The sequence below is a fragment of the Pseudomonas sp. BJP69 genome, assembly GCF_007633355.1.
GTDB lineage: Bacteria > Pseudomonadota > Gammaproteobacteria > Pseudomonadales > Pseudomonadaceae > Aquipseudomonas > Aquipseudomonas juntendi.
Window position 1 is genome coordinate 4,564,111 of the sequence record NZ_CP041933.1, and the last position, 23,039, is coordinate 4,587,149.

18 protein-coding genes and 2 pseudogenes are annotated in these 23,039 nt (G+C 64.0%); 8 read left to right on the forward strand and 12 right to left on the reverse strand.

What is annotated here, in order from left to right; translation table 11 throughout:
* Positions 1-14: 14 nt before the first annotated feature.
* Complete coding sequence (locus tag FPB55_RS21375; protein WP_144189235.1) at positions 15-662, forward strand: alginate O-acetyltransferase AlgF; 648 nt, start codon at positions 15-17, stop codon at positions 660-662.
* A gap of 35 nt (positions 663-697) precedes the next feature.
* Entirely contained in the window at positions 698-2,152 is a 1,455-nt protein-coding gene (locus tag FPB55_RS21380; protein WP_029887406.1) for a mannose-1-phosphate guanylyltransferase/mannose-6-phosphate isomerase, read from the forward strand.
* A gap of 78 nt (positions 2,153-2,230) precedes the next feature.
* Here the strand turns inward: FPB55_RS21380 and FPB55_RS21385 are convergent, their stop codons facing one another.
* Together FPB55_RS21385 and FPB55_RS26785 are read right to left on the reverse strand one after the other, a co-directional pair.
* Positions 2,231-3,076 carry an IS3 family transposase gene (locus FPB55_RS21385; RefSeq protein ID WP_033690846.1) on the reverse strand — a complete coding sequence of 282 codons (846 nt, stop codon included), beginning with the start codon at positions 3,074-3,076 and terminating at the stop codon, positions 2,231-2,233.
* The gene (locus tag FPB55_RS26785) at positions 3,073-3,432 is read right to left on the reverse strand and encodes a transposase (RefSeq protein WP_009685034.1); all 360 of its coding nucleotides are present in this window, start codon (positions 3,430-3,432) and stop codon (positions 3,073-3,075) included. Before FPB55_RS26785 ends, FPB55_RS21385 begins: the two co-directional genes overlap by 4 nt.
* A gap of 467 nt (positions 3,433-3,899) precedes the next feature.
* Between FPB55_RS26785 and FPB55_RS21390 the strand changes: the two genes are divergently transcribed.
* On the forward strand, positions 3,900-4,364 hold the full coding sequence (locus FPB55_RS21390) for a hypothetical protein (protein ID WP_009685806.1): 465 nt from the start codon (positions 3,900-3,902) through the stop codon (positions 4,362-4,364).
* A gap of 52 nt (positions 4,365-4,416) precedes the next feature.
* Positions 4,417-5,229, forward strand: a complete 813-nt coding sequence (locus tag FPB55_RS21395) for an SDR family oxidoreductase (RefSeq protein ID WP_125855726.1) — start codon at positions 4,417-4,419, stop codon at positions 5,227-5,229.
* 130 nt (positions 5,230-5,359) lie between these two features.
* Here the strand turns inward: FPB55_RS21395 and FPB55_RS21400 are convergent, their stop codons facing one another.
* The 5 genes and pseudogenes from FPB55_RS21400 to FPB55_RS21420 form a co-directional block, all read right to left on the reverse strand.
* The gene (locus FPB55_RS21400) at positions 5,360-6,154 is read right to left on the reverse strand and encodes an SDR family oxidoreductase (protein ID WP_009685808.1); all 795 of its coding nucleotides are present in this window, start codon (positions 6,152-6,154) and stop codon (positions 5,360-5,362) included.
* Positions 6,155-6,306: 152 nt separating this feature from the next.
* A pseudogene (locus tag FPB55_RS21405) lies at positions 6,307-7,743 on the reverse strand (efflux transporter outer membrane subunit); the annotation flags it as partial.
* On the reverse strand, positions 7,740-8,801 hold the full coding sequence (locus FPB55_RS21410) for an HlyD family secretion protein (protein ID WP_009685812.1): 1,062 nt from the start codon (positions 8,799-8,801) through the stop codon (positions 7,740-7,742). The pseudogene FPB55_RS21405 and the gene FPB55_RS21410, both read right to left, overlap by 4 nt.
* Positions 8,802-8,829: 28 nt before the next feature.
* Entirely contained in the window at positions 8,830-10,371 is a 1,542-nt protein-coding gene (locus FPB55_RS21415; RefSeq protein WP_144189237.1) for an MFS transporter, read from the reverse strand.
* Positions 10,372-11,073: 702 nt separating this feature from the next.
* On the reverse strand, positions 11,074-11,982 hold the full coding sequence (locus FPB55_RS21420) for a LysR family transcriptional regulator (RefSeq protein ID WP_009685043.1): 909 nt from the start codon (positions 11,980-11,982) through the stop codon (positions 11,074-11,076).
* Between the two features lie 188 nt (positions 11,983-12,170).
* On the opposite strand from FPB55_RS21420, the gene FPB55_RS21425 reads away from it, so the two are divergent.
* On the forward strand, positions 12,171-12,617 hold the full coding sequence (locus tag FPB55_RS21425; RefSeq protein ID WP_054906227.1) for a universal stress protein: 447 nt from the start codon (positions 12,171-12,173) through the stop codon (positions 12,615-12,617).
* A 182-nt stretch (positions 12,618-12,799) separates the two neighbouring features.
* On the opposite strand, the gene FPB55_RS21430 is transcribed toward FPB55_RS21425, so the two are convergent.
* Genes FPB55_RS21430 through FPB55_RS21445 form a run of 4 tightly spaced genes read right to left on the reverse strand, consistent with a single transcriptional unit; the run spans position 12,800 to position 17,579 of the window.
* Positions 12,800-13,660, reverse strand: a complete 861-nt coding sequence (locus FPB55_RS21430; protein ID WP_009685041.1) for an HlyD family secretion protein — start codon at positions 13,658-13,660, stop codon at positions 12,800-12,802.
* Positions 13,661-13,670: 10 nt separating this feature from the next.
* A complete protein-coding gene (locus FPB55_RS21435; RefSeq protein ID WP_009685040.1) occupies positions 13,671-13,871 on the reverse strand; it encodes a DUF1656 domain-containing protein in 201 nt (66 codons plus the stop codon).
* 4 nt (positions 13,872-13,875) lie between these two features.
* Positions 13,876-16,053 carry an FUSC family protein gene (locus FPB55_RS21440; RefSeq protein WP_009685039.1) on the reverse strand — a complete coding sequence of 726 codons (2,178 nt, stop codon included), beginning with the start codon at positions 16,051-16,053 and terminating at the stop codon, positions 13,876-13,878.
* Entirely contained in the window at positions 16,050-17,579 is a 1,530-nt protein-coding gene (locus FPB55_RS21445) for an efflux transporter outer membrane subunit (RefSeq protein WP_144189239.1), read from the reverse strand. The genes FPB55_RS21440 and FPB55_RS21445 overlap by 4 nt, the downstream gene beginning before the upstream one ends.
* 191 nt (positions 17,580-17,770) lie before the next feature.
* On the opposite strand from FPB55_RS21445, the gene FPB55_RS21450 reads away from it, so the two are divergent.
* The 3 genes and pseudogenes from FPB55_RS21450 to FPB55_RS21460 form a co-directional block, all read left to right on the forward strand.
* Entirely contained in the window at positions 17,771-18,718 is a 948-nt protein-coding gene (locus FPB55_RS21450) for a LysR family transcriptional regulator (protein WP_009685037.1), read from the forward strand.
* Positions 18,719-18,833: 115 nt separating this feature from the next.
* Positions 18,834-19,808, forward strand: coding sequence for a D-glycerate dehydrogenase (locus FPB55_RS21455; RefSeq protein WP_009685036.1), 975 nt, complete (start codon positions 18,834-18,836; stop codon positions 19,806-19,808).
* A 167-nt stretch (positions 19,809-19,975) separates the two neighbouring features.
* Positions 19,976-20,065: pseudogene (locus FPB55_RS21460) on the forward strand (AraC family transcriptional regulator); the annotation flags it as partial.
* A 464-nt stretch (positions 20,066-20,529) separates the two neighbouring features.
* Here FPB55_RS21460 and FPB55_RS21465 read toward each other — a convergent pair.
* Positions 20,530-22,920 (reverse strand): TonB-dependent receptor, encoded by a 2,391-nt coding sequence (locus FPB55_RS21465; RefSeq protein ID WP_125855337.1) that lies wholly within the window; start codon positions 22,918-22,920, stop codon positions 20,530-20,532.
* Between the last annotated feature and the right edge of the window lie 119 nt (positions 22,921-23,039).

A 23,039-nucleotide genomic window follows, 5' to 3' on the forward strand; every position in this document is an offset into this window, starting at 1 on the left:
AGAGGAACACGCACATGACTACCAAGACTTCCATTGCCAAAGCCCTCACCCTGGCGGCCGGCCTGTCCCTTGCCTCCATGCAGGCCTTCGCCGGCGCCGACGCCGCCCTGTATGGCCCCAGCGCGCCGAAAGGCTCCACGTTCGTGCGGCTGTACAACGCCACCAGTGCACCGGCTGCCGCCAGTGTGGGCAACACCCAGATCAAGCAGGTTGGCGCCCAGGCCAGCAGCGATTTCAGCTTCCTGCCTGGCGGTGACTACACCGCCAAGGTCGGCGGCAAGAGCGTGCCGGTCAAGCTGGCCTCGGACAAGTACTACACCCTGGTCAACAGCAGCAGCGGCAACCCGAAGCTGATCGAAGAGCCGCCGTTCAAGAACAAGCAGAAAGCCCTGGTGCGCGTGCAGAACCTGAGCGACCAGCAGCTGACCCTGAAAACCGCCGACGGCAAGACCGAAGTGGTCAAGCAAGTGGCCGCCAACGGCCGTGGCGAGCGCGAGATCAACCCGGTCAAGGTGAACCTGGCGCTGTACCAAGGTGACAAGAAAGTGGGTGACGTGAAGCCAGTCGCCCTTGAGCGCGGCGAAGCCGCAGTGCTGTACGTAACGGGTTCCGGCAACGCCTTGTCGCCGGTGTGGGTAACTCGCCCCGTGGCTAGCAACTGATTCCCCTGCCTCTCAACGACTATTGGAGAAACATGATGATCCCGGTAATTCTTTCTGGTGGTAGCGGTTCGCGTCTGTGGCCTTTGTCGCGCAAGCAGTTCCCCAAGCAGTTCCTGGCCCTGACCGGTGAACATACGCTGTTCCAGCAAACCCTCTCGCGCCTGGCGTTCGAGGGCATGGACACGCCGATCGTGGTCTGCAACAAGGACCACAAGTTCATCGTGCAGGAGCAGCTGGCTGCCCTGAAGCTGGAAACCCAAGGCATCCTGATGGAGCCGTTTGGCCGCAATACGGCGCCAGCGGTGGCCATGGCCGCGATGAAACTGGTCAACGAAGGCCGTGACGAACTGATGCTGGTGCTGCCTGCCGACCATGTAATCGAGGACCAGAAGGCCCTGCAACGTGCCCTGGCCCTGGCCACCGTAGCGGCAGAGCGCGGCGAGATGGTGTTGTTCGGGGTACCGGCGACCAAGCCGGAAACCGGCTACGGCTACATCCGCTCCAGCCAGGATGCATTGCTGCCCGAGGGCGTGGCGCGGGTCGCGCAGTTCGTCGAGAAGCCCGACGAGAAGCGCGCCACCGAGTTCGTCCAGGCCGGTGGTTACTTCTGGAACAGCGGCATGTTCCTGTTCCGCGCCAGCCGCTTCCTCGAGGAGCTGAAAAAGCACGATGGCGATATCTACGACACCTGTGTACTGGCCTTGGAGCGTAGCCAGGAAGACGGCGATGTGCTGAGCATCGACCCCGCCACTTTCGCCTGCTGCCCGGACAACTCCCTCGACTACGCGGTGATGGAAAAAACCCAGCGCGCCTGTGTCGTGCCGATGTCGGCCGGCTGGAGTGACGTGGGCTGCTGGTCGTCGTTGTGGGAGGTGCATGAGAAGGACGACAATGGCAACGTCACCAAGGGCGATGTGGTGGTGCAGGACAGCCACAACTGCATGATCCACGGTAACGGCAAGCTGGTGTCGGTGATCGGCCTTGAGAACATCGTGGTGGTCGAGACCAAGGACGCCATGATGATCGCCCACAAGGACAAGGTTCAGGGCGTGAAGCAGATGGTCAAGACACTGGACGAACAGGGCCGTAGCGAAACCCAGAACCACCTGGAAGTGTATCGCCCATGGGGTTCTTACGACTCGGTGGACATGGGCGGCCGCTTCCAGGTCAAGCACATCACCGTCAAGCCAGGCGCCAGCCTGTCGCTGCAGATGCACCACCACCGCGCCGAACACTGGATCGTGGTGTCCGGCACTGCCGAGGTGACCTGCGACGAAAACGTGTTCCTGCTGACCGAGAACCAGTCGACCTACATCCCGATTGCGTCGGTGCACCGCCTGCGCAACCCGGGCAAGATCCCGCTGGAGATCATTGAGGTGCAGTCCGGGAGTTACCTGGGTGAAGATGATATCGAGCGCTTCGAAGATGTGTATGGGCGCACCTCTACGCCGGTCGAGCGTGGTGTGTCTGTAAAGACCATTGCGCAATAAGTGAAATCCCGGGGCCGCTTCGCGGCCCTAACGCCGGCAAGCTGAACTGGTCAAGTAATTTTGGACACCGGTTAAGGTTCATACCGCTATCTTGAGCTTTTCCTCCATGGCTACCGGCGTTTCATAGCCGTTGTAGCTGTGGAGACGCTTGAGGTTGTAGCGCATCAGATAAGCCTGGATATCTACTCGTGCCTGCGCTTCGGTCTCGTAGCCCCCTGCGGGCATCCACTCTGACTTCAACGCTCCGAAGAACCGCTCCATGGCAGCGTTATCCCAGCATTGGCCTCGATGGCTCATGCTCTGGTTCAAGTTGTACTCATCGAGCGTGGCTCTGAATTTATGGCTGGCGTACTGACAGCCCTGGTCTGAATGAAACATTACACCCGCTGGCCTACCTCGCGACTCAGCTGCCATGCGCAAGGCGTTACAAGCCAAATTGGCATCTGCAATCATCGAGAACGCCCAACCCACTACTCGGCGGGCATAAAGATCAATCACGGCGGCCAGGTACAACCAGCGCCTGCCAACCTGAATGTAAGTCACATCGCCACACCAAACCTCATTGATTGTCGAAACTTTGAAATTACGCTTCAGCTGATTCTCCGCGATCAGTGCTTCCGCGCCCGATGACCGATACCGGTGCGGCCTGCGCTGCTTGCATTTCAGGCCAGCTTCTCGCATCAACGCGCGCACCTTGAATCGCCCGACTTCATGGCCCTCACGCCGCAATTCCTGCACCAGCGTTCGCGAGCCAGAGGCACTTCGTGACGCGTTGAAGTGCTTAACCGCAAGCAGACGCAGAGCATCCCTGGCCGGGTTTTCACGCCCTTGGCGTTTGCGCCACGCGTAGAAGCTGCTGCGCTTGACCCCAAGCACGCGGCAGCAGTCGATAACAGGGTATTGCTCACTCAGCTCGTTGATCAGCGAGAACGATCTTTGGAGTCCCGAAGCAGAAGAGCACTGGCCTTTTTTAGGATTTCGATATCCCGATCTTTTTGCCGAACCAGCGCTTCGAGTTCTTCAATTCGTTGCTGCTCGGGAGTGATCGCTTTGGCTCCAGCTGGAACCTTGCCGGCTCGCTCTTCACGCACCTGCTCAACCCAACGACGCAACGCCGTAGGCCCAAGCCCAAGGGCCGCGCAGACTTCGGGGACTGACTGGCCACCGTCCAGCACCATTTCGGCAGCTTGGACTTTGTATTCTCTTGAGTAAGATTTACGCACTGATTTTGCCTCCAATTGGGCGCCATCATAGCGCCCGATGAAGATGTCCAAAATCATTAGGCCAGTTCAAGCCAGCTCCCACAGGGATCGCCTTAGGGCTGACAGGTGTTTGCCACAAGGTATGCAGCGGCTGTGAGATCGAGCGCCGCCCGCGCGGCGCAATCGCGAGCTGCGCTCGCTCCTACGTTTGTTTCGGGCCAATTATTCCTGTGGGATTTGCGCGCGAACGCCTTGGTGCATGCCTCAATATCGCGTCGTACAAACAAGGCGGCCGCGCGCGCCTGTCACAGGCGTTACTGGCCCGAAACAAACGTAGGAGCGAGCGCAGCTCGCGATTGCGCCGCGCGGGCGGCGCTCGATCTCACAGCCGCTGCATATCTTGTGACAAACACCTATCAGCCCTGATGCGATCCCTGCAGGAGCTGGCTTGCCGGCGATAGGAGGGCGAAGCCCTCCCGCTTTTGAGCCCTCCCTCATTTAAGGCTACGATGGTCAGACCCGCACAACCAAGGTCTGCAAGGCTCATGATCATCGGTGCCGTCCTTATCCTCACCTGGCTGGTGCTGCTGTTGCGCTACCCGGCCAAGGCCCTGCCCATTTCCCTGGCCGCCGTGTGCGGCCTGGGCCTGGTGGCCCTGTTCGTTGCCTGGCAGGACACCCGCGAAGCCTCGCAACTGGCCCGCCTGGACCTGCGCCTGCGCTACGCCCCAGACCAGTGCCCCGCCGACCGAACCCTGCAGGTGCACATGAAGAACGGCAACCCGGTACCGCTCACCGAACTGCGTTGGCGCGTAGCCGCCTATGCACCGGGCGATACCGTGAACCTCGCCGAAAATACCTACAACGCGCCGCGCTACCGTGGCCCTGGCGAACTGCAGCCGGGGGCCGAGTGGGAAGACTGCCTGCCCTTGCCGCCCCTGCGTTCCGGTTACCGACCACAAACCCTGGAGTTTCGGGCTGAGCACCTGCAAGGTACATTTGCCAATTGATTCATTGCCAGTACCGGCGACACACCCCTCACCTTGATCAAAGGCCCCCACCATGCCCACCGTCCTGATCACCGGTTGTTCCAGCGGCATCGGCCGCGCCCTGGCCGACGCCTTCCGCGATGCTGGCCACCACGTCTGGGCCACCGCCCGCAAGCCTGAGGATGTCGAGCAACTGAGTGCCGCCGGCTACACCGCCCGGCAACTGGACGTGAACGACAGCGAGGCCCTTACCCGCTTGGCCGAGGAACTGGACAGCCTCGATATCCTGATCAACAACGCCGGCTACGGCGCCATGGGCCCATTGCTCGATGGCGGTGTGGACGCACTGCGCCAGCAATTCGAGACCAACGTCTTCGCCGTGGTAGGCGTCACTCGCGCGCTGTTCCCGCTGCTGCGCCGCTCACGGGGCCTGGTGGTGAATATCGGCAGCGTATCCGGCGTACTGGTCACCCCGTTCGCCGGCGCCTACTGCGCCTCCAAGGCCGCCGTGCATGCCCTGAGCGATGCCCTGCGCCTTGAGCTGGCACCGTTCGGCGTGCAGGTGATGGAAGTGCAACCCGGGGCGATTGCCTCCCAGTTCGCTAGCAACGCCCAGCGCCAGGCCGAGCAGGTACTGGCGTCGGATTCGGCGTGGTGGCCGTTGCGTGAACAGGTGCAGGCACGCGCGCGGGCTTCGCAGGACAAGCCGACTTCGGCGGCAGTGTTTGCCAAGGGCGTGTTGGCGGCGGTGAGCAGGTCGCCGGTACCGGCTGTGGTGCGCTTGGGCAATGGCAGTACAGCGTTGCCGTTGATGGCTCGGTTGCTGCCGCGGCGTTTGCTGGATTGGGCGTTGCGCAAGCGCTTTGGCCTGCTGCGACCGCTTTGATTCTTTGCTTGCCTGTGCTGGCCTCTTCGCGGGCTTGCCCGCTCCCACAGGTATGGCACCCGCTTCGGAATCACACTACTCCTGTGGGAGCGGGCAAGCCCGCGAAGAGGCCGGTACAGGCAGTAGACAATCAGGCAATGGACCGCAGCACCCCGCCGTCCACCCGCAACGCCGCCCCGGTGGTAGCACTGGCCTGCAGCGATGCCAGGTACACCACCATGTTGGCCACCTCTTCCACTGTCGCCAGCCGCTTGATCAACGAACTGGGCCGGTGCTCGACCAGGAAGCTGGTTTCCAGCTCAGCAGTCGTGACCCCCTGCTCCTCGGCCAGCTTGGCGAAGAAGTCACCCACGCCTTCAGAGCGCGTCGGCCCAGGCAGCACGGCATTCACCGTTACCCCGGTGCCCGCCAGGGTCTCGGCCAGCCCTCGTGACACCGCCAACAGCGCGGTCTTGGTCATGCCGTAGTGAACCATCTCGGTCGGGATCTGCAGCGCCGACTCACTGGACAGGAACACCACCCGCCCCCATTTGCGCTCGGCCATGCCTCGGGCATAGTGGCGCGACAGGCGCACCGCGCTAAGCACGTTGACGTCGAAGAAGCGCTGCCAGTCTTCGTCTTCGATCTCGAAGAACGGCTTGGGCTCGAAGATGCCCAGGTTGTTGACCAGGATGTCGGTATGCGGCACCTGGTCGAACAGCTTTTGCGCACCTTCCTGGGTGCCGAGGTCGGCAGCGATGCCGATGATGCGCGCTTGTGGCAAGCGTTCGCGCACGGCGTTAAGCGCTTCGTCGACGCGGGATTGGGTGCGGCCGTTGAGGACCACTTCGGCGCCGGCTTCGGCCAGACCTATGGCGATGGCCAGGCCAATGCCGGCGGTGGAACCGCTGACGATCGCGCGTTTGCCGTTCAGGGAAATGTGCATCTTTGCCTCCTCATCTGTCTGGGAAATCGCCGGGGCTGCTTTGCAGCCCTTCGCGGGCAAGCCCGCTCCTACAGGTATTGCGCTGTACCTGAGACCTGCGCTGTACTTGTGGGAGTTGGCTTGCCGGCGATGGGCTGCAAAGCTTTCTTCACCGGTTGCTGATCAAACGCCTGCCAGCCACCCCCCAAGGCCTTGTACAGCGCCACCAGCGCCTGCGACACCGCCGCCGAGCTGTCGATCCACTGTTCCTCGCTGGCCAGCAAGGCACTCTGCACCGTCAGCACGTTGAGAAAATCCACCGCCCCTTCCACGTACTGGCGCTGGGCGGTTTCCAAGGCGATGCGGTTCTGCCGCACGGCCTCGGCCAGGTGATCACGGCGCAACTGACTGGCGTTGTACAGGCGTAGCACATCGTCAATCTCATGCCAGGCCCCCAGCACCACCTTGCGATAATTAATCGCCGCTTCCTGCTGCTGCGCCTCGCGCAACTCCAGGGTGCCCTTGAGTCGGCCGCCCTCGAAGATCGGCAATGAAAGCTGTGGCCCAAAGGCAAACCGGCGCGCGTCCCAGGCACCAAAATCGGACAACTGCATGGCCTGGAAGCCGACACTGCCAGACAGCCGGATGCTCGGGTAGAAGTCGGCCTTGGCCACGCCGATGCTGGCGGTGGCAGCGTGCAGGCGAGCCTCGGCCTGGCGGATGTCCGGCCGGCGCTCGGCCAGCTCGGACGGCAAGCCGATGGCGAACTTCTGCCGCGGCGCAGGCAGTTCGCCGCCCTGTAGCAACTGGGCCTGCAGGCTGCGCGGTGGGTCGGCGGCGAGCAGGCTGAGGGCGTTGATCAGGTCATCGCGCCGGGCTTCGAGGCTGGGCAGACGCGACTCGATGGACGCCACCTGGGCACTGGCCTGGGCTACGTCGAGGCGGGTAGCGACGCCTTCGGCCTGGCGGCTTTCCGAAAGCTTCAGGCTGTGCTGGGCGACCTTGAGGTTGTCGCGAGTGACATCGATGGTGTGCTGCACCGCACGCAACTGGATGTAGTTGCCGGCAGTTTCCGACAGTAATGCCAACAGCACCCCGCGGCGGTCGTTCTCCGCCACTTCGACCGTGGCATCGGCCGCCTCGACCTGGCGCCGCACGCGGCCCCACAGGTCCAGCTCCCAACCCGCTACCAAGTCGCCCTGCCAGAGGTTGAAGGCTTGCTTGCCCGCCTTGCCAGACGGGTCGCTCAGGCCTTCGGCGCTGTTGCGGGCACGGCTGTAGCCGGCAGCAACATCCACCGCCGGCATTTCATCGGCGGCCACGGTGCTGCGCAAGGCCCGGCTTTGTACCAGCCGGGCACTGGCCATCTGCAAGTCGAGGTTGCGCTCGGCAACGCGCTGGATCAATGCGCTGAGCTGGGCATCGTGGAAACTTTCCCACCAGCGCAGCTCCAGCGGTTCGGCCTGCGGCTGGCTGGCCGCCGCCTCACCTTGCAGCGGCGCCCATTGTTGCGGTGCCTGGCTGTCAGGGCGCAGGAAGTCCGGGCCCATGCTGCAGCCAGCCATCAGGACGGCCAGCAGTAATGGGCTCACGCGTAATGCCGCTTTCATCGTGCGCTGACCTCTTTGCCGTTCAGCTTGTCGCCACGGGTATCGATGGTCGCTTCCACCGACATGCCCACGCGCAAGCGGGCGAGCAGCGGCTGGCCATCATCGAAAACGATCTTCACCGGAATGCGCTGCACCACCTTGGTGAAGTTGCCGGTGGCGTTGTCCGGCTTCACGGCGGCGAAGGTCACGCCGGTGGCCGGGGCGATACTTTCCACATGGCCTTGCAGCTTCTCGCCGGAAAAGGTGTCGACGCTGATGCTCACCGGCTGGCCCGGCTGCACGTGGGTCAGCTGGGTCTCCTGGAAGTTGCCGACCACATAGGCCTGTTGCAACGGCACCACCGACAGCAGGCGAGCGCCCGGGTTGACGTAGGCGCCGACCCGCAGCGCGCGCTCGCCGACCATGCCGTCCACCGGCGCGGTGATGCGTGTGTAGGACAGGTCAAGCTGGGCTTTTTCCAGGCCCGCTTCGGCGCGTTTGAGCTGGCCATCGGCACTGGCTACCTGGGCGGTAAGGATGTCCACTTGCTTGCGCGCCGCCACCAGCGCTGCTTGGGAATTGGCCAGCCGCGCGCGGGCCTGGTCGACCCTGCTGCGTGCCTGCTGGGCATTCTGCACGGTACCGGCGCCCTGCTCGGCCAGGCGGCTGTAGCGGTTGACCTCATGGTCGGCGAACGCCGCTTCGGCCTGGGCCGCTTTCACCGCAGCTTCGGCCTGGGCAATCAGCGCGGCCTGGCGTTCGAGGGTGGCGCGGGCATCGGCGCTTTGCGCCTTGGCCACCAGCAATTGCGCCTGCGCCGCATCCAGCGCGGCCTGGTAGTCACGGGCATCGATGGTCGCCAATAGCTGGCCAGCCGTGACCTGCTGGTTGTCCTCTACCAGCACCTCTTTGATAAAGCCGGCTACCTTGGGCGCGACCACCGTGTAGTCGGCGATCACATAGGCGTCATTGGTGCTCTGGCGGTGGTCGCTGCCGAACAGCCAGGGGCCGACGATACCAGCCAGGACAGCCACGGCGAGCACCGAGCCGATAAACAGGGTTTTGCGGTTGTTGGTCATATCAGCGGTTCTCGAATTCATCCAGGGTTCAGGCCACCGCGCGCGGCGGGTAGACCCGAGTGGGCACGAAAGGAATCAGGCAGATCAGGGCCACGGCGACGCAGGCCATGACCAGGTAAAGGTCGGCCGAGGTCAGCACCAGCGCCTGATCGTGGATGCGCCTGGCCAGGCCAGCGGCGTTATCGTCGACCAGCGGAGCGTTGCCCAGGCTGTCCACCAGGTGGTTGGAATGGAAGTGCCGGCGCAGGGTGCCAAGCGCATCCAGCAGGCCACCGGCGATCACCGCGGCCAGGCCCTTGACGGTGTTGAACCAGCTGGAGGCGAACGGGCCTTCCTGCGGAGTCATGCCGTTGGTGGACAGCATCAGCAACGGCAGCACCGCCATCGGCTGGCCGAACACCTGCAGCAGGTAGAACGGGTAGAAGTCGCCACGGATCCATTCGCTGGTCAGCAGGCTGCTGCCAACACAGGACACCGCCAGCATCGCCAGGCCGATGCCCAGCACCCAGCGGCAGTCCACCGCGCGGATGTTGCACAGCGCTGCGGTCAATGGCAGGGCGATCAACTGCAGCATCGCCACCAGCATCATCAGCGGGCTGGTCTGCGCCGGCCGGTAGCCCTGGATCTGCGCCAGGTAGGCCGACGGAATGCTGCCGACACCCGACAGCACGACCAGCACGCCGGCCAAGGTCACCAAGGCGAAACTCAGGTTGCGCCGCGACAGCATGCGCAACTGGAAGAACGGCAGCGGCTCGGACCATTCGTTGAACATGAACAGCACCAGCAACAGCAGCCCACCCCCGAGCAGCCAGCAGATCAGCGGCGAGTCGAACCAGCCCCAGCGGTCCCCCAGCGACAAGCCCAGGACGATACTGCTGATGGCCGGCAGGCCAAGCACCACGCCACGCCAGTCAAACTGCCTGAAACGCTCCAGGCGCAGCGGGTCCTGCGGCAGGCCCCAGCCCACACAACACATGGCCAGTGCCGACGGCAGAATGATCTGCCAGAACGCCCATTGCCAGCCCACGTATTCAGTCCACAACCCGGCCAGCGGGGTACCGAGGTTGGGGCCGAACGTGGCGGTCAGGGCGTAACAGGCCAGGCCGTACACTTTGATGCCCGGCGGTAGGAAACGCAGGGCCACGCTCATCAGCATCGGTGGCAAGGCGCCGGCGGCAAAGCCCTGCAGCACGCGCAGCAGCATCAGGCTGTGCAGGTTGGGGGCGAACGGCTGCAGCAAGCCGAGCACGGCGAACAGGCCAATGGCGCTCAGGGTGAAGCGCCGCAGCGAGAAGGTGGTGGCCAGCCACGGCGCAAAGGCCATGGCCGAGACCGAAGCGGCGCTGTACACCGCCAGCAGCCAGGCACCTTCGTCGGCCCCGATGCCCATGGCGCCGCGGATGTCGGCCAGGGAAATCTTGGTCACCGACTCGTTGAGGCCCGCACACAACACGGCCAGCAATACACCGAACAGACCGACCACTACCTGCAGGCCGAACGCCGTCTGCGCAGGCGCAGCCGGCGCGGGGGCGCCGACGATGGCAGCAGACGGGGCGGACAGGGAACTCATGCAACGACATCTCCAGCAACAAATTTGCGACTGGAGCAAGTCTAAGAAGGTCGAATGCTGACGAAAACTGACTTCTCGGTAGGTTTATGTTGCGTCAGGCGCAATCCACTTTTTTGCAGATCCGGCCCTATCGCCGGCAAGCCAGCTCCCACAGGGATCGCATCAGGGCTGACAGGTGTTTGCCACAAGGTATGGCAGCGCCTGTTAGAGCGAGCGCCGCCCGCGCGGCGCAATCGCGAGCTGCGCTCGCTCCTACGTTTGTTTCGGGCCAATTATTCCTGTGGGATTCGCGCGCGAACGCCTTGGTGCATGCCTCAATATCGCGCCGTACAAACAAGGCGGCCGCGCGCGCCTGTCACAGGCGTTACTGGCCCGAAACAAACGTAGGAGCGAGCGCAGCTCGCGATTGCGCCGCGCGGGCGGCGCTCGATCTACGTTTGTTTCGGGCCAATTATTCCTGTGCGATTCGCGCGCGAACGCCTTGGTGCATGCCTCAATATCGCGCCGTACAAACAAGGCGGCCGCGCGCGCCTGTCACAGGCGTTACTGGCCCGAAACAAACGTAGGAGCGAGCGCAGCTCGCGATTGCGCCGCGCGGGCGGCGCTCGATCTCACAGGCGCTGAAGATGCTCCGGCTACCCTTGCCAGAAACCATAGAATCTGTGGAAGCTGGCTTGCCAGCGATGAGGCCCTTACAGGCAATCACGGATCAACACTGCAGCAAGCCTTCAAGGTCTGCCGCAACCACCGATGTGCCGGGTCGTTGTGAAACCGCGGGTGCCAGGCTTGCAGCACCGTCACCCGCTCCAGCGGTACCGGGATCTCGAACGATCGCAGTGGCAACCCGAGCTTGTGCACGCTGTTGAGGATATTCGCCGGCATCGGCAGGATCAGGTCCGAATCCGGTAGCGAGAACAGCGCCGAGTGAAAACTCGGGGTAATCAATGCCACCCGCCGTTGCACCTTGAAGTTGGCCAGCTCGACATCAATCGGCCCGTTGGCCCGGCCACGGCGGGATACGCTGATCTGTGGGTAACTGGCAAAGCTGGTCGGCGTGATCGGCTGCTCGAAGATCGGGTGGTCGCGCCGGGCCAAGCCTACATAGTAGGTCTGGAACAGGCTCTGCACCTTGATCTCCGGTCCCAGATCAACGGTCGAGCTGATGATCAGGTCGGTGCGCCCGTCTCGCAGCACGCTGTCGTCGTCACCGCCGGGGCTTTCCGGCACGAAGCGCAGCACCGTGCGCGGTGCCTGCTCGTGCATGCGGCGCAGCAGCTGGGCGCCGTACAGGGCGATGAACAGGTCATTGGTGCGAATGTTGAAGGCACGGTCGAGCTTGGGCAGGTCGACTTCATCGGCGCTGCGGAACACTTCCCCGGCCTGCTCCACCAGCGCCGCCACCTGCTCGCGCAAGGCCAGCGCCCGTGGCGTCGGCACCAGCCCACGGCCCGCGCGCACCAGGATCGGGTCGCCCAACGCATCGCGGATACGACTCAGGGTCCGGCTCATGGCCGCGGGGCTCAGGTTCATGCGCTGCGCCGCGCCGACCACACTGCCTTCGTCGAGCAGGGCATCGAGGGCGACGAGCAGGTTCATGTCCGGGAGTTGCATGGCCGTGTTCCATTACAGCTGGGGAGTGGCGATTGTAGCAAGTTGGCGGATTGCACCAGACGCAATGCGCTCGTGCGTGGTGGGGCATTTATTCTGGACGGTGATTGGGTCATAACAGTTGCAGTGCCTGCACCGACCCTATCGCCGGTGCAGGCAAATGACTAGCCAGCCAGAAGCAAGGATCCTGCATGTCCAGCCCCGTCCTGATCGCCATCGACGCCTCCCCCGCCGCCACTGCCCTGCTCACCCTCGCCCGCCGTTACTGTCGCCCCGGCGAACACGAATTGCACGTGCTGCTGGCCATCGACTCTACCTTCGCCGTGCACGAGCAACCCGCGCCCTACACCACCGAAGAGCTGGAGCAATACCCCGCCGCCTGCAAGGAACAGCACCAGGCCGACGACGCGGTGGCCAAGGCGGTAGGCGAGTTGCAACAGGCCGGCTTCGCCAGCCAGGGCTGCATGATCGCGGGGCAACCGGTCGAGGCGATCGTAGCCAAGGCGCAGGAACTGAACTGCGAACTGATCATCATGGGCCACCGCCACCTGTCACGGCTGGGGCGGTTGTTGGACCCATCGATCAGCGCGAAGGTGATCGACCGGGTGAAGGTGCCGGTATTGGTGGGGCCCGCCTGAACGCCAGGTTGTCGATGCTGGCAGGCGCACAGCGTAACCTGTGGGAGCGGGCGCGCCCGCGAACACCGGCGCAGCCGGTGCCAGCCACCGCGTTGGATTCTTGCCGGGCATGCCCGCCACCACAGGTCCAGCGCTGTATCTAAAGGCAGTGCAGTGACTGTGGGCCAGAATGGCGCCGCAGGTCACCCCTCGCTCGGCTTCACCACCACCGTACAAGTCGTCCCCGCCGCCAGCAAGAACCCTTCCGGCACTTCATCGATGTGAATGCGCACCGGCACCCGCTGCGCCAGGCGTACCCAGTTGAAAGTAGGGTTCACGTCGGCAATCAGCTCGCGGCTTTGCGGGTTGTCGCGGTCGTAGATACCGCGGGCGATGCTCTCCACATGGCCCTTGATGCGCTCGCCGCTCATCATCTGCAGCTCGGCCTGGTCACCGACCTTCACATGCGGCAGCTTGGTCTCCTCGAAGAAGCCATACACCCAGAACGAGTTTTCATCGACCACTGCCATCACCGCTTCACCGGTACGCGCGTAATCGCCCCGGTGGATATTCAGGTTGGTCACGTAGCCGTCCACCGTGGCTACGATATGGGTGCGCTTGAGGTTCAACTCGGCTGCTGCCAGTTCAGCCTGGGCCTGCTGGTAGTCGGCCAGCGCCGAGTTGGCGATGTTACTGGCATCGTCACGGTTTTCCTTGGAGATCACCAGGTTGTCCATGTCGGCACGGCGCTTGGCGTTGACCTTGCGCATCTCCCAGGTGGCCTTGCGCGACGCGACCAGCGCCTTGGCCTGGTCGACAGCGAGTTGATAGTGCTCGGGGTCGATCTGGATCAACAGGTCGCCCTTCTTCACCCGCTGGTTGTCCTTGACCGGCACGTCCACCACATAGCCAGGCACGTCGGCGGCCACGTTGATGATATCGGCACGCACGCGGCCGTCACGGGTCCACGGCGTGGTCATGTAGTGCACCCACAACTGGCGACCGATGGCCACGGCAGCGACCAGCACCAGCAGGGTGGCGATCAGGCTGAAGAACTTTTTCATCGAAGGTTTCTCACCAGTAGACAGTAAGCGCCATGGCGCCGAACAGGCAGACGAACAGGCTCAGGCGCAGCAACGCCGGGTGCCAGAAGAAGCGGTAGCCATCATGGCTGGCGATGAACCGGTCCAGGCCCCAGGCCAAGCCCAGCGCAAACAGGAACATCAAGGTCATGGTGGGCATGTACACACCATGGAAGGCGATTTCGCGGGGCATGCTTTCACGCAGCATCAGGCAGTCCTTTCGCCGGCACCAGCGGCGACTGTGGGTCGAGCAGGGAAGAACGGATGAAGTGCAGGTAGCTTTGCGCACGGCGCAGCACCGAGGTATCGAAGTGCCGGGCGAATGGCTCGTCAGTGGCCTGCACCCGGGCAATGGCATGGTCCACTGCTACCAGCGCGCGTTCGTGGTTGCTGGCACTGGGCTGCAGAAACAGCCGTGCCAGGGCCCGGCCCATCACGCGGATGGCCTGGCGCCACGGTTGCGACTCGGCATAGGCCGGGTGCACCGGGGCGCGGGCCTGCTCCTTGCGCAGCTCGATAACCGCGTGGCCGACCTCCAGCACGGTGAACATCCAGCCCATCAGCTCGCTCTGAACCTTCGGTTTGCCCGCCGCCAGGCCGTAAGCCTGGTGCAGCAGGTCGCGGGTGCGGCTTTCGAACGCCGTGCCGATGCCACGCAGGCGGCCGCTGATGGCAAACAACACCTGCTCGCGCAGCTCCTGCTCCAGGCGGCTCCACAACCAGCGGCTGTTGGGTGGCAGGATGATCGCCCCGGCGGCGGCACACACGCACATGCCCAGAATCATGCCGATGTAGTCATTGATGAAGCTGTAGGGGTCGTACACGGTCAGGTTGTTGGGTACCGAGCCGATGGCGAAAAACACCAGCAGGCCGATGCCGTAGCCCGCGTAGGCCGGCCGTGACGAGAGAAACGCGCCGAGCACGAACACAGGCGCCAGCACCATGCACAGCAATGGGAACCCATCGATCCAGGGGAACACGAAGAAGGTCTCGAAGAAGCCGACCAAGGCCCCCAGCGCAGTGCCGCAGGCCATCTGGAACGACATGCGCTTGGGGTTGGGCGAGGCCGCCGACAAGCCCACGGTCACCGTAGCGATCAGGGTCATCATGGCGCCACTGGGCCAGTCGCTGAGCAGCCAGTAGCTGCCCAGCAGCAACAGCACCGCCGAGGCGCGCACACCCGCTGCCAACGACACCAGCCAGCTGGTCTGCGCCACATAGGGCTCGTCCCATTGCTCGCGCTCGTGCTTGTGTGCGGCCAGCGAGGCGTGGGTTTCGGCGTAGCTGAACATTTCGTCGATGAAGCGGTACAACAGCTCGAACACCGTGTGGAAGTCGAGCTGGTCAGCCGCGCTCGGCCCGGTTGCCAGGTAGTCGGCCCGCAGGCTACGCACCTGGGTTTGCAGGCCTTCCTTGTAGGCGCCCAGCTCCAGGGTCAGGCGCAAGGCATCGGCGTCGGTCAGCGCCCGGCCCACGTAGGGTTGCAACAGCTCCACCAAGGTGTTCAGGCCCGGCTCGATGGCGGTGACGATCTGCCGCGGGCCACGTGCACGCAGTCGCTCCAGCAGGCGGTGCAGGGCGTTGAAGCGTGTGGTGATGGCCATGAACTCGCTGTTCATCCGCACCAGCCGGCCACTGCGCCGGCGCATGTGCGGGTCTTCGAAGGCGGTGACGTTACGCAGGCTTTCCAGGCCCACCGCCTCGGCCACGAAGCGCACGTTGCTGCTTTCGAAACGGTCACGCTGGCTGTCACCGCGCAAGGCCTCGACCACCACCCCGGCGAACACACCAAAGCGCTGGTACAGGGCGTTACGCATGGCGGCGCTGGCCGACTGCGGCAGGATCGCGGCACTGACGAAAGTCGACACCAGGATGCCCAGGGCAATTTCCAGCACCCGCCACACCGCCGCCATGAACGCCTGGTCGGGGTGCTGCAGCACCGGCAGGCCGATCATGGCCGCGGTGTAGCCGGCCAGCACGAAGCCATAGGCGCGGAAGGTGCGGTAGCGCATGGCACCGGCCGAGCACAGCCCAACCCACAGCGCCAGGCTGGGCAGGAACAGCTCGGTGTTCTGCGGAAAAATGGCAATCAACGCCACCATCATCGCCGAGCCGGCCAGGGTGCCGAGCACCCGGTAGAAGCTCTTGGCGAACACATGGCCGCTTTGCGGCTGCATGACGATGAACACGGTGATCATCGCCGTGCGCGGTTGGGGCAGCTCCAGGCGCATGGCCAGCCACAGGGTAATGAACGCGGCTGCCAGTACCTTGAAGATGTAGACCCAGGTCACGCCATCGGTACGCGCCCAGGCGAAGAAGCCGCGACGCCATTCCAGGCTTTGCAGCCAGCGCACAGGCAAACTGGAAGTGCTCATTCAGCGTTGTCCGGCCGGGTATCGAAAATGGCCAGGGTCGCCGGGGTGTTCGGCGCAGCCTGGCGTTCTTCCTGGGGTACGTCCTGGCCAGCCTGCAGGCCACCGCCCAGCGCGGTGACCAACTCGGCATGGGCGATCAGGCGTGCCGCCTGCACCTGCTGCTGCACTTGCTGCTGGCGGAACAGCAAGGTCTGCGCATTGAGCACGTTGAGGTAATCGGTAAGGCCACGCTGGAAGGCGACCATGGCGATGTCGTAGGTTTTCTGCGCGGCGGCCACCGATTCGGCAGCGAAGTGCGACTGCTGCTGCATCGACTCGCGGCGGATCAACTGGTCGGAAATGTTCTTCAGCGCACCGACCACGGTCTGGTTGTAGCGCGCCACGGCCACGTCATAGCCAGCCGAGGCGACGCCCAGCTGCGAGCGCAGGCGCCCGCCGTCGAAGATCGGCAGACTGATGGCCGGGCCAACGTTGTAGTTGAACTTGCGCCCGGTCAGGAATTCCAGCGGCCCGCCGCCCGTGGCCATGAAGCCCAGGCTGCCGACCAGGTCGACGTTGGGGAAGAAGCCGGCGTGCGCGACGTCGATGCCGCGTGCCTGCGCAGCCACCTGCCAGCGGCTGGCGACCACATCCGGGCGCTGGCCGACCAGTGCCGCAGGCAGGTTGGACGGCAGCTTCAGTGTTGCGGCCAGGGCCAGAGCCGGGCGCTGCAACTGCGCGCCCTCCCCCGGGCCTTTGCCGGCCAGGGCGGCCAGCTGGTTGCGGGCCAGGGCGATTTCTTCGTCGAGGCTATCGAGCTGGCGATGGGTTTCCGGCAGCGGCGCTTCGGCCTGGCTGACTTCGAAATGGGTGCCGATACCGGCCGCCAGGCGGCGCTTGGCCAAGGCCAGGATCTGTTCTTGCTGTGCCAGCTCGGCCTTGACGATATCGCGCTGGGCAAAGTGCAGGCTCAGCTGGATATAGGCACGCACCACGTTGTTCTGCAGCTCCAGCTGCGCCTGGCGCGCTTCAGCCACGCTCATGTGCGCCTGGTCCACGGCCTGTTCACTGGCGTTGCGTTCACGGCCCCACAAGTCCAGCGCGTAGCTCAAGCCAATGGCCGCGTTGTTGTCCCAGGTGTTGGCACCCGACAACGCGCCAGGCCCATAGAACTGGTCTTCAGGCCAGTTGTGGCGCTTGAGCGTGGCCTGGCCGTTGGCCTGGAGCTTTTCAGCCGACTCGACCACACCGGCCATGGCCTTGGCTTCACGCACCCGCGCGGCGGCCATGGCCAGGCTCGGGCTGCCGGCCACTGCCAGGGCAACCCAGCGGTCCAGTTGCGGGTCGCCATAGGCGTGCCACCACTGCTGGTCGGGCCAGTGAGCATCGCTTGCGGCTTCGCGAATGGCCGCGTCGGTGGTCAGGGTATTGGCTTGCAGCGTCTTGCTTTGCGGGGCGATGCCCCAGGTTCCGATACAGCCGCTCAAGGTGAGGGCAAGGGCACAGGCACTGAACGCACTGAGCGTTCTGATGATGCGACGCGGCACAGCTGCGATTTCCCGAGGAAGAGGTGGAGGGGCCGAGCAATTCTAGGGGGCGGCAGCACTGGCGATAAGCGTAGATTCCTGCGAATCTTTGTTACCAAAACGGCGATAATCCGCCTTTGGTCGAAGGTAAGTTTTCATAACTTTTGCGTTGCTTCGTGACACAATTTTGTCCTCTACCTAGAGAGTGACCCATGGACACCCTGCAAAACATGCGTGCTTTCAGTTGCGTAGCGCAATTAGGCAGCTTCACGGCCGCTGCGGCGCAACTGGACACCACCACCGCGAACGTGTCGCGGGCGGTCTCCAACCTGGAAGCCCATCTGCAAACAAGGCTGCTCAACCGTACCACCCGCCGCATTGCGCTGACCGAGGCCGGCAAGCGCTACCTGATGCGCTGCGAACAGATTCTGACCTACGTCGAGGAAGCCGAGGCCGAGGCCAGCGACGCCCATGCGCGCCCTGCCGGGCAATTGAAGGTGCATTCGATGACTGGGGTGGGCCAGCATTTCGTGGTGGATGCGATTGCCCGCTACCGTGAATCGCACCCCGACGTGACCTTCGACCTGACCATGGCCAACCGCGTGCCCGACCTGCTTGACGAGGGCTATGACGTGTCCATCGTGCTGGCCACTGAGCTGCCGGACTCGGGGTTCGTTTCGCAGCGCCTGGGCATCACCTACAGCATCGTCTGCGCGTCGCCCGCCTACATCGCCCGCCATGGCCTGCCGCACAAACCTGCCGACCTGCTCAAGCACGCCTGCCTGCGCATGGTCAGCCCGGTGATCCCGCTGGAAAAGTGGCTGTTCGATGGCCCGGAAGGCCAAGAGATGGTCAACATCACCAGCTCACCGTTCATGGTCAACACCGCCGACGCCATGAAGACCGCGATCCGCAGCGGCATGGGCGTAGGCGTGCTGCCGATTTATTCGGCCATCGATGGCCTGCGCGACGGCAGCCTGGTGCGGGTGCTGCCCGAGTACCGCCTGCAGGAACTGAACCTGTACGCCATCTACCCGTCGCGCCAGTATCTGGATGCCAAGATCAAGACCTGGGTCGAATACCTGCGCAACTCGCTGCCGGAAATTCTTGCCGCGCATGAGGCCGACCTGAAAACCCATCAGGTGCTGATCGCCGACTGAGGGCAGCTGCAAGTAGCAAGTAGCAAGAAAAAGCAGATCCGTTCACGTGCTGCTTTTTCTTGTAGCTTGTAGCTTGCAACTTGTAGCTTGTAGCTTTCCCCTTGGAAGCAGCCCGATGAAAAAGACCGTCCTGGCCTTCAGCCGAATCACCCCGGCCATGGCCGAGCGCCTGCAGCAAGATTTCAACCTGATACAGCCCAACCCCAAGTTGGGCGACATCGCCGCCCAGTTCAACGAAGCCCTGCCCGAAGCCCACGGCCTGATCGGGGTCGGGCGCAAGCTTGGCCGGGCGCAGCTGGAAGGTGCGGCCAAGCTCGAGGTGGTGTCCAGCGTGTCGGTCGGCTACGACAACTATGACCTGGACTACTTCAACGAACGCGGCATCGCCCTCACCAACACCCCGGACGTGCTCACCGAAAGCACCGCCGACCTGGGCTTTTCGCTGATCATGGGCTGCGCACGGCGTACCGCCGAACTCGACGCCTGGACCAAGGCCGGCAACTGGCAGGCAACCGTGGGCCCGGCGCACTTCGGCAGTGATGTGCATGGCAAGACCTTGGGCATCGTCGGCCTGGGCAACATTGGCGCAGCCGTGGCCCGCCGTGGCCGCTTCGGCTTCAACATGCCGATCCTGTACAGCGGCAACAGCCGCAAGAGCGCGCTGGAACAGGAGCTGGGCGCGCAGTTCCGCAGCCTGGAGCAGTTGCTGGCCGAAGCCGACTTCGTGGTCATCGTGGTGCCCCTGTCGGACGCGACCCGCAAACTGATCGGCAGCCGCGAGCTGAAGCTGATGAAGCCAAGCGCGTTCCTGATCAACATTGCACGCGGGCCGGTGGTCGATGAAGCCGCACTGATCGAAGCGCTGCAGAACGGCACCCTGCGCGGCGCAGGCCTTGATGTCTACGAGAAAGAGCCACTGAGCGATTCGCCGCTGTTCAAGCTGCCCAATGCCCTGACCTTGCCGCACATAGGCTCGGCCACCGCCGAAACCCGCGAAGCCATGGCCAACCGGGCGCTGGACAACCTGCGTGCGGCGCTGCTGGGTGAGCGGCCGCGGGACCTGGTGAACCCGCAGGTGTGGAAGGGCTGATCCCCCGGTTGTCCCTGTACCGGCCCTATCGTCGGCAAGCCAGCGCCCACAGTTTCGGTAGCTGGTCGCTGATAGGGCCATGACTCATCTGGCCTCCACAACCCCCTCAGCTACCCGTGCCCTGGGCTTGCGAAACACCAGCACATTCCCGGCCATCACTGCGACAAGGGTTTGCCAGTGCCAGCCATTTCAGCAATCGGTTCCGCCAGGCCGTTGGCGCCACACCGGGCGAGTACCGCCTGGCCTTCAACCTGTGACATCGGGGCTGCTTTGCAGCCCATCGCAGGCAAGCCAGCTCCCACAGGGATCGCGTCATGGCTGACAGGTGTTTGCCACAAGGTATGGCAGCGCCTGTTAGAGCGAGCGCCGCCCGCGCGGCGCAATCGTGAGCTGCGCTCGCTCCTACGTTTGTTTCGGGCCAATTATTCCTGTGGGATTCGCGCGCGAACGCCTTGGTGCATGCCTCAATACCGCGCCGTACAAACAAGGCGGCCGCGCGCGCCTGTCACAGGCGTTACTGGCCCGAAACAAACGTAGGAGCGAGCGCAGCTCGCGATTGCGCCGCGCGGGCGGCGCTCGATCTCACAGGCGCTGAAGATGCTCCGGCTACCCTTGCCAGGAACCATAGAATCTCCCACAGGGATTGCATCAGGCCCGGGCTCCACGCAGTACCTGTAGGAGCTGGCTTGCCTGCGATGGGCCGCGAAGCGGCCCCTGCTCCCTAAAACTCAAAGGTACTGGACAGGCTCACCTGCCGCGCATCCCCAATCGCCACAAAGTACTGGTTCACCGCCGAGCTGTAGTACACCTTGTCGAACAGGTTCTTCACGTTCAGCTGCAACAACACCTTGTGCTCATCGAGCTTGGTCTCGTAGGTCGCAAATGCGTCAGCCACGGTGTAGGACGGCAAGTCGAAGGTGTTGGTCGCGTTGCCGCTGCGCTCACCTACATACCGTGCCCCGGCACCAAAGCGCAGGCGGTCGCCGCCGAACAGGCTGCCGTAGTCGTACACCGCCGACAGCGAGCCGCTGTGCTTGGCCACGTTCTGCAGGCGGTTGCCCTTGAGGTCGGGGTCCTTGGTGACCTTGGCATCGGTGAAGGCATAGCTGCCGATCAGGCTCCAGCGCTCGCTGAGCTGGCCGGTCAGGTCCAGCTCTACCCCGCGTGAATTGACTTCACCCGCATTGCTGTAAAGCGTATCGCCGGTGCGCGTGTCGAAATTGGCCACCAGCACGTTGCGCTTGGTGATGTCGAACAGCGCCAAGGTACCGGTCAGGCTGCCCGGCATGTCGAGCTTGGCGCCCAGCTCCCACGACTTGCCCTCTTCCGGCGCCACCGACGAGTCCAGTACCACCCCCCCGGTGAGCGGCGCGATGCTGGAGTTGGGCTTGAACGATTCGCTGTAGCTGCCATAGAACGACAGTTGCTCATCGACCTTGTAGACGATACCGGCATGCGGCACCCAGGTCTGGCCGTTGGTATCGGTGTTGGCCGTGAACGGGCGCCCACGGCCGGCGTACTGGTCGTACTGCTGGAAGCGTGCACCGGCCACCAGGATCCAGTGATCGTCCAGGTGCAGCGCGTCCTGCAGGAACAGCGCGTCGGTGCGCAGCTTGTCGGTCTGGTCACTGTCGCTGGCACGCACGGTGGTGCCTTCCACTTCCCGCCCGTACACCGGGTTCACGTAGCTGAAGCGGGACCGCGCGGCTTGCCGGATCAGGTCAGCGCGGTAGACCTTGCGGTCTTCATGGTCGGCGCCCAGCAGCAAGTCATGCTGCATGCCGGCCAATTGCACGGTGCCGGTCAGGCTCAGGGTTGCGAACTGGTCACGGCTCATGGCGCCGTGGGTGCCATCGATACTGCGGGCCAGGGTGCCATTGGCTTGGTTCACCCCCGTGACGCGAACCTGGCTGGCGTCGTAGGTCTCACGGTTGAAGCTGTAGCCAACGTGCAGCTTCCAGTCATCGGCCAACTGGTGGTCGACCTCCAGACGGTACAGGTCCGAGCGCCCTTCCATGTCGTTGAAGGGCTCGTCCAGGCGCCGGGTGGCGGGAATGTCCAGCGGGTGGCCATTGCTGCCAAAGGCCGTGCCCCGATCGAACGGCGAGAGAAACTCGCGGTGCTCGTAGGCCAGCACGACCTGAGTGTCTTCGCCCAGCCAGGCCAGCGACGGCGCGACCAGCGATTCACGATGCACCCCGAAGTTGCGCCAGTAATCTTCGTCTTCGTGGTCGACGATCATGCGGTAGGCAAAGTTGCTGTCGCCCAGCGCGCCGGTGCTGTCGAAGCCCCCGCCGCTGCCGTTCTTGCCGCTGCCGTAGGTGGAACCCCGCAGGTTCAGGGCGTTGTACTGCTCGAGCTGAGGGCGCTTGCTGACCACGTTGATGACCCCGCCCGGGTCCTGGATACCGTACAGCAGCGAGGCCGGCCCCTTCAGCACTTCGACCCGTTCGGTACTGGCATTGAGGCTGCGGCCCTGCACGATGGGCATGCCATCGCGCATGATCGAGCCGTCGCGGTTGTCGCCGAAGCCGCGCTTCATCACCGTGTCGGAGGTGCCGCCGAAGTTGTTGCCCTGGGTAATGCCGCTGACGTTGGCCAGGGCATCGTCAAGGTTGCGCGGCGCCTGGTCACGGATGACCTGCGCCGGGACCACGTTGATCGCCTGGGGAATGTCCTGGTTGGCGCCCTGGCCACGCATGATCGACGCCGTGGCTGGGGGTTGGTAGCTGTAGTCGTCCCGTAGCGAGGTCACCGTGGTGGCCTGCAGGTTGAGGGCACCGGTAGTATCCAGCGCGTCCAGGGTAAGGGTCCGCGCGTCCAGGCGCCGCCAGGTCAGCCCGCTGCTTGCCAGCAGCTGTTGCAGCGCCTGTTCGGCACTGTAGGTGCCGGTCAGCGCCGGCGCCTGCACCCCGGGCAAGGCTACGGTGTAGACCACGCTTTGGCCCGTGGTACGGCTGAAGGCGCTGAGGGCCTGAGCCAGCGGTTGCGCCGGCTGGGCGAAGGCGTAGGCCTGCTGTTGCTCGGCAGCGCTGGCCTGGGGAGCCACGGCAACGGTCGGGAGCATGGCAAGGCCGAACCAGAGGGGGACGCAACGCGGGGAGAACTTCATGGACGCGGACCTGTGAGAGGAATATGAGTACGAATGAATCGCACTTCCACTCATTACACGGATGCCATGGTCGGTTACCTCATGCGCTTTTGAAAATATTTTCCCGGTGCTGCCGGTTC

What these genes read in the sequence shown, in the direction of transcription:
- FPB55_RS21375 (WP_144189235.1), top strand. Translation starts at nt 15, where the DNA reads ATGACTACCAAGACTTCCATTGCCAAAGCCCTCACCCTGGCGGCCGGC.
- FPB55_RS21380 (WP_029887406.1), top strand. Translation starts at nt 698, where the DNA reads ATGATCCCGGTAATTCTTTCTGGTGGTAGCGGTTCGCGTCTGTGGCCT.
- FPB55_RS26785 (WP_009685034.1), bottom strand. Translation starts at nt 3,432, where the DNA reads ATGATTTTGGACATCTTCATCGGGCGCTATGATGGCGCCCAATTGGAG.
- FPB55_RS21390 (WP_009685806.1), top strand. Translation starts at nt 3,900, where the DNA reads ATGATCATCGGTGCCGTCCTTATCCTCACCTGGCTGGTGCTGCTGTTG.
- FPB55_RS21395 (WP_125855726.1), top strand. Translation starts at nt 4,417, where the DNA reads ATGCCCACCGTCCTGATCACCGGTTGTTCCAGCGGCATCGGCCGCGCC.
- FPB55_RS21400 (WP_009685808.1), bottom strand. Translation starts at nt 6,154, where the DNA reads ATGCACATTTCCCTGAACGGCAAACGCGCGATCGTCAGCGGTTCCACC.
- FPB55_RS21410 (WP_009685812.1), bottom strand. Translation starts at nt 8,801, where the DNA reads ATGACCAACAACCGCAAAACCCTGTTTATCGGCTCGGTGCTCGCCGTG.
- FPB55_RS21415 (WP_144189237.1), bottom strand. Translation starts at nt 10,371, where the DNA reads ATGAGTTCCCTGTCCGCCCCGTCTGCTGCCATCGTCGGCGCCCCCGCG.
- FPB55_RS21420 (WP_009685043.1), bottom strand. Translation starts at nt 11,982, where the DNA reads ATGCAACTCCCGGACATGAACCTGCTCGTCGCCCTCGATGCCCTGCTC.
- FPB55_RS21425 (WP_054906227.1), top strand. Translation starts at nt 12,171, where the DNA reads ATGTCCAGCCCCGTCCTGATCGCCATCGACGCCTCCCCCGCCGCCACT.
- FPB55_RS21430 (WP_009685041.1), bottom strand. Translation starts at nt 13,660, where the DNA reads ATGAAAAAGTTCTTCAGCCTGATCGCCACCCTGCTGGTGCTGGTCGCT.
- FPB55_RS21435 (WP_009685040.1), bottom strand. Translation starts at nt 13,871, where the DNA reads ATGCCCCGCGAAATCGCCTTCCATGGTGTGTACATGCCCACCATGACC.
- FPB55_RS21440 (WP_009685039.1), bottom strand. Translation starts at nt 16,053, where the DNA reads ATGAGCACTTCCAGTTTGCCTGTGCGCTGGCTGCAAAGCCTGGAATGG.
- FPB55_RS21450 (WP_009685037.1), top strand. Translation starts at nt 17,771, where the DNA reads ATGGACACCCTGCAAAACATGCGTGCTTTCAGTTGCGTAGCGCAATTA.
- FPB55_RS21455 (WP_009685036.1), top strand. Translation starts at nt 18,834, where the DNA reads ATGAAAAAGACCGTCCTGGCCTTCAGCCGAATCACCCCGGCCATGGCC.
- FPB55_RS21465 (WP_125855337.1), bottom strand. Translation starts at nt 22,920, where the DNA reads ATGAAGTTCTCCCCGCGTTGCGTCCCCCTCTGGTTCGGCCTTGCCATG.